This window comes from Labrenzia sp. PO1 (assembly GCF_012273635.1).
In the GTDB taxonomy this organism is placed as follows: Bacteria; Pseudomonadota; Alphaproteobacteria; order Rhizobiales; family Stappiaceae; genus Roseibium; species Roseibium algicola.
In genome coordinates, this window is the sequence record NZ_JAAXCR010000001.1 from 901,715 (window position 1) to 913,388 (window position 11,674).

At 59.7% G+C, this 11,674-nt stretch carries 8 protein-coding genes; 1 reads left to right on the forward strand and 7 read right to left on the reverse strand.

Translation table 11 applies throughout. The annotated features are described in order from the left end of the window. Positions 1-409: 409 nt before the first annotated feature. From HCG46_RS04310 to HCG46_RS04335, 6 genes are all read right to left on the reverse strand, one after another. Complete coding sequence (locus HCG46_RS04310; protein WP_062487705.1) at positions 410-1,126, reverse strand: response regulator; 717 nt, start codon at positions 1,124-1,126, stop codon at positions 410-412. Beyond that, positions 1,123-4,164, reverse strand: a complete 3,042-nt coding sequence (locus tag HCG46_RS04315) for a PAS-domain containing protein (RefSeq protein ID WP_168684806.1) — start codon at positions 4,162-4,164, stop codon at positions 1,123-1,125. Before HCG46_RS04315 ends, HCG46_RS04310 begins: the two co-directional genes overlap by 4 nt. A gap of 478 nt (positions 4,165-4,642) precedes the next feature. After that, positions 4,643-5,395, reverse strand: a complete 753-nt coding sequence (locus tag HCG46_RS04320) for a DeoR/GlpR family DNA-binding transcription regulator (RefSeq protein WP_168684808.1) — start codon at positions 5,393-5,395, stop codon at positions 4,643-4,645. Beyond that, positions 5,395-7,077: an ABC transporter permease subunit gene (locus HCG46_RS04325; protein WP_168684810.1), complete on the reverse strand. Its 1,683-nt coding sequence runs from the start codon at positions 7,075-7,077 to the stop codon at positions 5,395-5,397. Before HCG46_RS04325 ends, HCG46_RS04320 begins: the two co-directional genes overlap by 1 nt. Beyond that, complete coding sequence (locus tag HCG46_RS04330) at positions 7,074-8,114, reverse strand: ABC transporter ATP-binding protein (protein WP_168684812.1); 1,041 nt, start codon at positions 8,112-8,114, stop codon at positions 7,074-7,076. The genes HCG46_RS04325 and HCG46_RS04330 overlap by 4 nt, the downstream gene beginning before the upstream one ends. A gap of 87 nt (positions 8,115-8,201) precedes the next feature. Continuing rightward, positions 8,202-9,209 carry an ABC transporter substrate-binding protein gene (locus HCG46_RS04335; protein WP_168684814.1) on the reverse strand — a complete coding sequence of 336 codons (1,008 nt, stop codon included), beginning with the start codon at positions 9,207-9,209 and terminating at the stop codon, positions 8,202-8,204. Between the two features lie 202 nt (positions 9,210-9,411). Here HCG46_RS04335 and hisN point away from each other — a divergent pair, with 202 nt between their 5' ends. Beyond that, positions 9,412-10,200, forward strand: coding sequence for a histidinol-phosphatase (hisN, locus tag HCG46_RS04340; RefSeq protein WP_168684816.1), 789 nt, complete (start codon positions 9,412-9,414; stop codon positions 10,198-10,200). Between the two features lie 155 nt (positions 10,201-10,355). Here hisN and HCG46_RS04345 read toward each other — a convergent pair whose 3' ends face one another. Next, a complete protein-coding gene (locus tag HCG46_RS04345) occupies positions 10,356-11,672 on the reverse strand; it encodes an SGNH/GDSL hydrolase family protein (protein WP_168684818.1) in 1,317 nt (438 codons plus the stop codon). Positions 11,673-11,674: the final 2 nt, after the last annotated feature.

Here is an 11,674-nt window from a genome sequence, read left to right on the forward strand (position 1 = left end):
CCCGTTTCACCGGGTGTTTCAATTGTATCCGGGCGTTCGCCCCACAGAAATAACCGACACATTGTTTCAAATGCGAGGTCTGAGCGGGCATTGAGCTGGGCGACAAAACCCCAGACAAGACCTGTGTAAACGACTGAAGAAAAACATCTTTTGAAAAAACTTGGAAAGCCGGATCACGCGCCGGGGAAAGCGTTTTCCCGTGTCCGCCCGGTATCAAAAATCCCGCCCTTGCACACACCAAAGGTACAATTGTTACCGTTCACAAGGAGACAGCGCGGATCTGGGGCTGGATTGATGCGCCAAAAAGCCGGGATTCTGACCAACAGGACGCAAATTCCGGCTCTGACGAACTGGAATTTGCGGCAGGCATCACAGCTGACGGGGTTTCCCGGGTCGCCGGGAAGAGCATTTAATCGAAGACGTAGCCCAACCCTCGGACCGTTCTGATGGTCTCGGGTTTTGTGGGATTGAGTTCTATCTTGCGGCGCAGCCTTGAAATACGCAGATCGATCGAACGATCGAAAGGTTCCCAGCCCTTGTCGTGTGCCTGCTCCAGCAACTGGTCGCGGTTGAGAACGCGTCCACGGTTCTCGACGAACACCCTGAGCAGCTGATACTCCATGGACGTAATCGCAATTTCCTGACCGTCGCCACCGATCAGCCTCGCCCCGTCCAGATCCAGACGGCAGGTACCAAAGGGAACTGTGCCTGCTTGCCGATCCTTCTGCTGCGCGCTTGTCTCGTCAAAACTTCTGCGCCTCAGTGCGGCTTTGATCCGGGCCTCCAGTTCGCGCAGGTCGACAGGTTTGCCGACATAATCGTCGGCTCCCATTTCCAGCCCCACGACGCGGTCGATCACGTCACTTGCTGCAGTCAGCATGATCACCGGCACGGTCGAGGTGGTTCGAAGGTCACGCAACGCGGTCAGACCATCCGTACCAGGCATGTTCACGTCCAGAATGATCAGCGCCGGTTCCAGGCTCTCCAGAAGCCGTTTCATGTCGTTGGCGTTCGGCGCTTCAACAACATCATAGCCGCGCTCGGCGAGATACTCGGCAACCATTTCGCGAAGATGAGGTTCGTCGTCACAGACCAAAATTTGCTTCGCACCCGGAGCCCCGCTCATGATGTGTTTTTCCTGCTGTCCAGTTGATTTAACAAACAAGCCAGATCCTTCTTGGAAATGGGCTTTTCAATGTAGGGGCGCTCGCTTTCCATCAGAAATGTCTGAACGGACTTCCCCATGGCATCGCCCGTCATGAAGGCGATACGATCCTTGTAACCGGGCGATAACCCGATCAGGCTGTTGTAAAATGCGGCACCGTCCATGCCCGGCATCTTGTAGTCGCTGATAATCAGATCGACGGATGTGTGAGACAGGCGCGCAAGAGCCTTGCGTGCGCTGGTTTCCTGTATTGCCTGGCATCCGAAATCTGCAAGCAGGTCACAAACGAGCTCGCTGACCGCGACATCGTCATCAACGACCAGTACCCGTTTGCGATGATGCGTTCCGCCTGGCTGGGCCTGCGAGATGTCAGTTGAAGCCTCTGTTTCCATTGCGGGCAGCCGCACGAAGAAACTCGTCCCCTTGCCAACGGATGAACTGACTTCGAGAGTGCCTTCATGGGTGTCGACAACCCGGTGACAGAATGCCAGGCCGACACCCGTCCCCTCACCCACGTCTTTTGTCGTGAAAAACGGCTCGAAGATGCGGTCCCTGATTTCCTTCGTCATCCCCGGACCATTGTCCCGGACTTCTAGGACTGCTTCGCCGCCTCTTCCGTCGTGGAACGTCCGCAATATAAGCACCGCGTCTTCGCCAAGCGGCGAAAGGGCGTGTTCCGCATTGATAATGAGGTTCGTAACGACCTGGACCAGCTGGTCCGTATCGCCGAGGATTGAAGGAAGATCCTCATCAAACTCCGTCTCAATCCTGGCTCCGTTGGAGCGCAGCCCGTAGCCGGCAAGATCAAGGGCAACCGAGGCGATTTCGTTCAGCGTACAAGGTTCCAGATTTGCCGGTCGCTGGCGCGCCATGGACAGGAAAGCCCTGACGATCCGCGCGCTTCTGTCGGCAGCCTCCGCGATGCGGTCGATGCGCTTTTCCAGAACCGGGTCCTTGAGCTTTCCCTGAAGCATCTGGGCGTAACCGGTAACGATGGAAAGGGGATTGTTGAGTTCGTGCGCGACACCGGCAAGCAGCTCACCCAGGGCGGACAGTTTTTCGTTCTGGTGGGCAATGTCACGCTGTTTCTGCAATTCCTCCTGCATGGCCAGAAGGTCCGAAATGTCCCTTGTGGAGGACACGATGACATTCTCGCCCTTGTAGTCGGTCACGCGGGCGGCGGTGATGCCTTCCATGATTGAGCCGTCGGCCCTGCGGAACTGAACCCGGTAATCATCAAGTGTTCCCGTCGGCAGGAGTGCTTCCAGATATCGCTCCCGATCCTCCGGCTTCAAAAAGAAATTGAGGGTCGTGTCGATATCGCCGAACCGCTCTCGTGAAGCAGGCGGGCAGTAGATGATTTTTCCATCTTCGATGCGGGAGACGAGAAAGTTTGCCGGGCAGGCCTCGACGATCTTGTGCAGAAGCAGATCCGCCTCGCGCTGCTCTTCCTCGGCCCGTCGCTGCTCGGTCACGTCGATAAAGGAGACGAGGTACCCGTCCAGTTCGGTTCTGTGGGCTGACGCCAGCAGAATACGTCCACCGGCAAGACGGATGGCCTGCTTCTTCTGGTAGGATTTCACCAGAAGCGTCAGCTCGCACATATAGGACGTCTTGTCTTCGCCCTCCGGAACAAGAACGACGCCGTTGTCGATCAACCGGCCCAGGATGGTGAGAATGTTCTCCCCGGCAACGGGCGGCGCCAGTTCACTGAAGTACATTTCGTACCAGAGCCGGTTTCCGAGCACGAAATTGAGGCTCTTGTCGAAGAGCACCAACCCCTCATCAAGAGATTGAATGGCATCATTCAGGGTGGCCAGGCTTCTGGCCTCGGTTTCTTTCAAGGCGGTGATGTCGGTGACCACGACAACGCGGCTGTTATGTTCGGAGATGGCTCGCTCGACACGATAGTGCCGGCCATCCCAGAACCGAACCTCCATGGGTTCCAGCGTCTCGCGCTGCTGCTTCACCGCAGCGGTGAAGAGCTCAGCCGCGCGGTCGCCTACTTCCTGCCCGGCAACCATCGATATCTGCGGTGCCAGCAAGTCGATCCGCTCAATATCCGACAGCTTTAGAATTTCGGCCGCGGTCAGGTGAAAGGGCGCTGCAAACGCATCATTGCAATGCGTGAATTGCCCGTCCGGCCCTTCAAAGGCAATACCAACCGGCAACCGTTCAACCGCGGTCGTAAAGCGCCGCTCCGCCCTGACGCGATCCGTGACGTCTTCAATCGTGAGCAGCCGTCCTTTCAGATTTGTCTCGTAGGCGCTGCCGACCAGTTCCCTGTTCTGATTGTTGGGTATCGGATACCCCTTGATGGCAAGGCGTATAAGCCGATCCAGCTCATCGAGCATTTCGGCGGGTTTCATGCCCCCCGGAAGCGGGATCAGGCCGCATGCTATGGCCTCGCCATGGATGTCGCGCATCGCACGGCCGGGGACGAAAATCCTCCCGTCCGGGTCGCCTATCTCCCGAAACTTCTTGTTGGCAAACACCAGCCGGTCATCATCATCGACGAGCGCGATACCAACGTCGACGGCATCAACCGCGCCGTAAAGGATCTCTCTTGCACGCGCCTCTGCGGTCCGCTGTTCCGTGATGTCGCGAACCTTCACGACAATGCTGCCGTCTTTCAAATGCTTGAGATAGATCTTGTGCTGGCTGCCGTCGGCAACCTTGATCTCGATCTTCAGTTTTCCCCTGGCTGCCAGGGTTTCCAGGACACCAGGCAAACCGCCTTCAGGGCTGCGAACGAATGAAATGTGCCCACTGCGGACAGCACTGCCGACGATGTCGTCGAGCCGCGCGCCCGGCACAAGCAGATCCTTGTGCGGACCCAGCATCTCCGCATAGCGTTTGTTTGCGAAAACGAGCCTTCTGTCACTGTCGTAGAGGACGAAGCCATCGCTCAGCGCCTCGACAGCTTCTTCCATGAGCAGCTGGATCCGGTTTCTATCGGCTTCACTTTCAGAAGCACTCGCTCCGTCTTGAAGCAACATTGGATCTCACTTTGTATCAACGCCTCGGCAAGGGCGGCAGGCCGGACCTCATTTCTACGTAAGCTTCTTTTCAGTTTGGCCTTGCCGTTTGTATCAATTGTATCATGTCGCAAGCGTCGAGGGCCCGCAAACCGGGATGGAACATTGCCCGTTGTCTGGCCTGGCTGACCCATTTGGAACTTTCACCCCCCTTCCTTGAGGGCCTGAAAATGGATGGAGCCGGGAAGCTGAAACCATGGGCTTTCGATATCAAGGCTGTCGATATCCGGTCGGGAGAAACGCAGGCTGGGGATGAATGGGGCGAAGCGGCAACGTGATGCGGGTGCCGATTACCCATGTCGCCATGGCCGATCCCTCCACCACGGCTGAACAAAGACGACATTGAACAGACGCTTCAGTTTGCCGAACCAGGCGCGAGTACAGAAAATCTGTACCGCGTTGTGCAATCTGATCTTGTCTATCGAGCGGTTTTCGCTTCTCAAGCCATTACGTCTATGGCCGCTTGGCGGAAGGCCGCTACCTGCTCTTCAGTTGCTGCCCTGTTTGTCACAAGCCTGCCGATCTCTCCGGCCTCCAAGGCCTGAACCCTGCTGGTTTTTCCAAGCTTGCTCTGGTCGGCCAGAATAACTGTCTGCTGCGCCTGTGCCGCCATGGCTTTGGAGATTTCGGCTTCCTGCAGGTCGTAGAAGAACGCACCCTTGGTCGGATGCACCCCAACCGGAGCCGAAAAGCACAGGTCGACACGGAAACGGCGGATTTCAGACAGGGTGAGTTCGCCGACCGTCGAAGGGACGTCGGCCGCCATCCGTCCACCGAGCAGCAGCACATCCTTGCCAGCCCCTTGCAGCGTGGTGGCAATATCAACCGAGTTGGTGATCACCGACAGATCCGACAGCTTGGCCAGTTCACGGGCAAACAGGGCTGTAGTGGTGCCCGCGTCCACAAGGATCGTCTGTCCGGGCTGGATCAGTCCGGCAGCCTTGCGGGCAATCTCCGACTTTGCCCGGATCTGCGTCGTCATCCGTTGGCGGAAGGGCTCCTCGGAACGCGGCTCGGGCAAGACCGCGCCGCCATGGACGCGGCTGACCTGTCCAGACTCTTCCAGGTCCAGCAAATCGCGTCGCACCGTCTCGCGAGAGACGTTCAGCATCTGCGCAAGATCGTTGGCGCTCACCTGCTGGCTCGCACTCAGCATTGACAGGATAAGCCGGTGACGTTCCTTTGCCCACATCAGGTCCGCACCTTGCTCCGGTTGCCTCGTCCCATCAGCACCAGCGTTCCCTTCATGCTCAAAAGCGCAATACACACGACTGCCATCACGCAGGTGGAAAAGGCTGCCGCCTGCGAAGTCAGACCGGCATCGTCCAGCCGCATGATGGTGACAGCCGCCACGCTCAGGTCAGGCGTGGTGAGGAAGACGACTGCCGACAGGGTTACCATGGACCGCATGAACAGGAAAAAGAACACTGAAACGAGCATTGGGGCAATGAACGGCGCGACGATATCAACGGCCGTCCGTGCCATTCCAGCTCCAAGACTGTCTGCAGCTTCCTCGAGCGCCCGGGGCAACTGGCGAAAACCGGTCATCACCGTCAGAAAACCCTGCGTGTGGTAGTGGTAGAAGTTGATGATCGCGATGAGGGCCGCCGTCCCATAGAGAAGGTAGAGCGGCGTCGCGGTTGAATTGAAAGTCAGGATATAGGCAAGCCCCAGGACCATCCCGGGCACTGCGGCCGGCATGGCGGCCAGCATCTGGATGGGTTGGGCCACGCTGCGCGGAAGGCGGCGCAGCCCAAGGCACAGGAGGAAGACCGCAAGCGTGCCTCCCGACGCCGCCATGAGCGATATCACGATGGTCATCCAGAGCGAGGAATACCCCCCGGCCAATGTGATGTCGTAGTGCTTGAACGACAGCGCCATGTTGTAGGGCCACAGGGTGACAAAGCTTGCGTAGACGACAATGCCGATAACCGCGACGATGCCGGTGCAGACCAGAAGCGACAGGAACGCCATGACCGGGTCGCGCACGGGTGCGAAGGAGGGCCGATACGGCACCTGGCCAGCCATCTGTCCGACCTGTTGCCGCTTCATTGCCTGACGCTCGATCGCATAGGAAACCACCGTCGGCAACAACAGCATGATGCCGACGACAGCTCCCATGTTGAAATTCCGCTGGCCAACCACTTGAGAGTAGATTTCGGTCGCCAGAACCGAGTAGTCCCCGCCGATCACCGCCGCGTTGCCGAAATCGGTGATCGTGATTGTGAAGCAGACGAAAGCCGCGTTGAGGATCCCGAAGCGCGCCGCGGGCAAGGTCAGGTCGCGAAACTGGCGTGACGGCGAAGCGCCCATGACTTCCGCAGCTTCGTAAACACGCGCGTCCAGCAGGACCAGCGCCGCGCCGATAATCATCACCGCCTGCGGCAAGGCATAAAGAGTGTTGGCGATCAACAGCCCCCAGAAGCCGTAGATTTCAATCTCGACACCCAGGGCACGGCTGATGACGCCGTTGCGTCCCAGAAGGAAGATCAGCCCGAGCGCCTGCACGAGAGAGGGGGCGAGCAGCGGCAGGACGATCACGCCGCGGATCAGCCACTTGCCCCGGAAAGCGCAGCGATAGAGCCCATGCGCGATGATGAAACCAAGGAAGACGCTGAGAACAGTGGTGGCAGCCCCCATGATCAGGGAATGTTCGGTCGCACGCCAGAACCCCGTCGACCCCAGAACCCTCGTGTAGTTGGCAAGCCCGTAACCATCGTCAACCGTCAGGGAACGCAGGAACACGATCACCATCGGGTAGAGAAAGAAGAGGACGAGCCCAATCAGCGGCAGCCCAACGCAAACAAGTGTGAGCAGCCGGTCCGCATCCAGTTGTTTGCGCGCTGGCGTGGTCATCGTTTCCACACCGCTCATGCGGCGGTCTCGGCAGGCTGGTGGACCATGTCGTCAGCCACCCAGGTGCAGGCTTCCGGTGGAATGCTCAGGTTCACGCGTTCGCCCTCGTGACAGGAATTATACCCGTGGGTCTCGACGACCAGCGGGCCGATTGCGCTATCGACCTCAAGCCGTCTGAGATTGCCAAGGAAACTGATGCTGCGCACCATGGCGTTGCCGTCCGGCGCCGGGGTCAGACTGATCTGTTCAGGGCGAATGCAGGCAACATGCTCCGTCCCCGATCCCCCCGGCCACTTTGCCATCAGATCCGGGTATTCACGCCGGATTGGGGCAGCAGAAACGAGATTGCTGATCCCCATGAAGTCCGCCACAAAGCGCGTCGCCGGTCGATGGTAGAGGTCTTCCGGCGTGCCGGCCTGCACCACGACACCATGGTTCATGCAGATGATCTTGTCCGCCAGCGCCAGTGCCTCTTCCTGATCATGTGTCACCATCAAGGTTGGAATGCCGAGCGAACGCTGAACATGGCGGATTTCGTCTCGCAGTTCGGCCCGGACCTTCGCGTCCAGCGCCGAAAGCGGTTCGTCCAGCAGCAAGACACGCGGGTCGACGGCGATTGCCCGTGCCAACGCGATCCTCTGCTGCTGCCCGCCGGACAGCTGACCGGGAAACTTGCCGGCGACCTGCGGCAGTTTCACCAGCTCCAGAAGTTCCGTCACGCGCCGTGAAATCTCCGATCGCGGGGTGCCACGGATCTTCTGCCCGTAACCGATGTTTTCGGCCACTGTCATGTTGGGAAAGAGCGAGTAGGACTGGAACACGATCCCGAAGCCCCGCTTGCGTGCGGGAAGGTTCGAAAGCGCTGTCCCCTCCAGAAGGATTTCGCCGCTGTTCAGCTCCGTCAGCCCGGCGATCAGCCGCAGGAGTGTCGTCTTGCCACAGCCGGAGGGACCCAGCAGGCAAACGAATTCCCGTCGATCGATCTCGATCGAGACATTGTCGAGCGCTTTGAAGGCCCCGAAGGTCTTGGTGGCGTTACGGACGGTCAAGTACACGGCGGATCGGTCTCCTGTCAAAGGTGCGCGGGCCTCCAGTGAAGCCCCGCGCGCTTCTGGCGGCAGCCGGAGCTGCCGCGGGCACGATCAGCGGCCCAGCTTTTCTTTCCAGGTTTCCTTCACGGCCGTCTGGTTCTTGGCCGCCGTGACGAAATCGATTTTCGCCAGGACGGTCGCAATATCAGCCGGCAGGCCCGCTTTTTCAGCCGCTTGCGAAGCATCGACACCCGGAACCGTGATCAGCGCCTTGTACTGCTGGTAGAGACCGATTGCCTCGTCGGACATCGTCCAGTCGAGGAAGGCTTTTGCCGCATCCTTGTTGTCGGAGCTTTCCATCAGGCCGGATGCTTCCAGTTCATATCCAACGCCTTCCTCTGGGAAGACCATTGCCAGCGGATAACCTTCCTCGATGGACTGCATCGCGGTGAATGCCAGAGAGATACCAACGGTGTATTCGCCGACGCGTGCGGACTTGCAGGGTTTGGAACCGGATGAAGTATATTGTGCCATGTTCGGATCGACGGCTTCGAGCTGTGCCCAGCCGGCCTCGTCACCCATGGTTTGCAGAACCGCATTGACGTGCAGGTATCCGGTCCCGGAAGAATTCGGGTCCGGCATCAGGATCTCGCCCTTGAAGTCCGGGTTCTCCAGATCCTTCCAGCTCTTGGGCATCGGCAGGCCCTTCTCCTCAAGCCGTGCCGTGTTCACGCAAAACGCGCCCATGTAGCCGATCGGAGCAAACCATTTGCCGTCTTCACCACGGAAGGAGGCAGGCAGAACATCGACGCCCTTGGCTGCGTAGGGTTCCAGCATCTCCAGGATCTGGGGATCCATCATGGCGCTGACGGCCCAGCCCCAGATCACGTCGGCCTGCGGGTTGCCCGCTTCTGCCAGAAGACGCGCGCCCAGCTTGCCCGTGGACAGGCGCAGCACATTGATCTCGGTATCGGGCATCGCCTTCTGGGCGGCCTCGATATAGGCCGCGATCTCTTCTTCCTCAAGCGCAGTGTAGACGGTGATTTCGTCGGCAGAGGCTGTTGCCGTCATGCCGACGGCAAACAGCGAAGCCAAGGTGAATTTCGTCCAGGTCTTCATTGTCGTCTCTCCTTGTTGATCCACGTGTTCGTGTGCCAGTGCCTGCCCCGGATCGGATCCTCCCGAGACCCTTTGTTATTGCCGCGTCCTCTGTTCGCGGTTCTGGGGATATTTGTGTAGTCTTGCATTTTTGTGGATTTTGTCTAGAGTTAATTTGCCGGCTGACCATCGTTGCCAGCTTCCCCGCAGACAAGGAAAACCCATGCAAAGCTCCACGACGCCGCCCGAAACGGAGATGCTGGCGCGTTTTGCCGACGGGCTCGCCAACGTGGCTGACGCCATGGCGATGACCTACTTCCGCAAGCCATTGGACGTGGAACAAAAGGCCGACCTATCCCCGGTCACGCAGGCTGACCGCGCCATCGAGGCCGCGATGCGTGAAAGCATCCTCAAAGAGTTCCCGGCCCATGGCATTCTTGGCGAAGAGCACGAGGACGCACGTCTGGATGCCCAATACCTCTGGGTGCTCGACCCGATTGACGGGACGAAGAGTTTTGTTTCCGGGATGCCGACCTTCGGCACGCTCATTGCCTGCCTTTTCAACGGGACACCGGAACTCGGCATCATCTCGATACCGCCGACCGGCGAACGCTGGATGGGGCGACGTGGTGAACCGTCAACATTCAATGGTGAACCTTGCTGCACCAGCGGCAGGCACCGACTGGCCGACGCGATCCTTTACACGACCACGCCCGACACGTTCGACACCGAGGGACGCGCGCAGTTCGAGGCACTCTCAAGCAAGGTCGCCATGCGCCGCTTCGGGGGCGACTGCTACGGATACGGACTGCTGGCTTCAGGCCACATTGATCTGGTGTTCGAAATGAATCTGCATCCCTACGATTACATGGCCCTCATTCCGGTTATCGAGGGTGCGGGAGGCGTGATCACCGACTGGAAAGGTGAAAGGCTGGGCCTGCACTCTGAAGGTCAGGTTCTCGCCGCGGCCAACGCCACACTGCACGCAGAAGCCCTCGCCGCCTTGTCCTGACCCGCCTTCGACAGTGCCCTGGGCTGTCGCCCCTGCGCCGTCCCAATTCAGATCCTGTGCCCGTGCCGGCGTCATCAGCCCGGGAGACATGACGAGGCTGCCTGTCAACACCGTTGCCAGAAACGGGGCATTCCAACGATAGAGACATGGCAGCGTCAGGGAATTGCCATCAGCGGGTCGGCCATGATCGTGCCGGCGGCAAGCGCCGCGCCTTCGGCATTCAGATGCGCATCCGGCGCGTAAAGACCCAGCGGCGAGGGATAGTCCCGAAAGGTCGGGGTCAGGTCGATCATGCCCAGGCCTGCGCTCTCGGCTGCGCGCGCCACGTTCTCGCGTAGCGGAGCGCTGAGAAAGCCATGCGGAAACACCCCACCGAACTGGTCGAGAGCGGGGATATAGACCACCACCACCCGCCCCTGCCAGCCATCTGCGATCTGCTTCATGCGATGCAGGATCTGCTCGAAAACCGGGTTGTCGCTGGCCGCCTTGGGGTAGTGCAGCCCCAGGATGCTGGCGGTTTCCTGAAGGGCGAGGAAATTGCGCAAATAGGCCCGGCGGCTCAGATATTCCTCCAGAGTGGCGGCAGTGCCCTGCCACCAGCCGGCAATGATCCGGGCCGCGTCCGCGCGCCGCGCCGCATCCACCTCGATCGGGCCGAAATCGGCCTCCGGCGCCAGGGCCTCGTGCAGCCACGGCTGTTCTGTTTCAACGGACAGGTTTTCCCAGTCGTTCCCCTCGAAAAAGGCCAGAACGGTGATGCGGGGGCGAAAATGCGGGCCATAGCGGCCAAGGACCGCCAGTTCATACAAGGGGCCTGCGCCCCGGCTGGCAGTGTTCAGGATCGAAGCCCCGCCTGCACGCATCTGGTCGACGAAATGCTGGCCATCGTCGAGGCAAATCCCCTCGGCAAAGGAATCGCCGAGGATCATCAGATCGACCGGCGCGGCGGTTTCCGGCTGCGGATTGCGAAAACCGTAACTGTCGATCCGTGTCGTGACCGGCACGCCCATACGGCTGCACAGCAGCATCTCGGCTCCGGGCGTCCCGGCCAGCACCGCCTCGGCCAGAGTTTCGGTCCCCAACTTGGCATTCAGGGCCTTGATCGTATAGGCCGGAGGCATGGCGCCGCCATAGCGTTCCAGATCGGTTCCGCCATCGACGATCCCGGCCAGCCCCATCCGCTGCGGCAGGTTATGCCAGCGCATGTACCCCTCGAACATGAACATCCCGGCCAGGATCGAGCAGGCTGTAATCCCTATCGTCAGCGCGTTGTCGGGCGACAGAAGCCAGGCACAGCCAACCAGCAGCGCGGCAATCGCCAGCGGCCCCAGCACATAACGCAGCAGCCTGGGCAGGTCTGAGGCGAAATCGTCAAAATGCACCAGCGCAAAGATCGCGGTCAGCAGGAAGTAACCCGCCGGGATCAGGCACAAGATGGTAGCGATCCGGCGATGGCGGCCGAAGATGTGCAAGG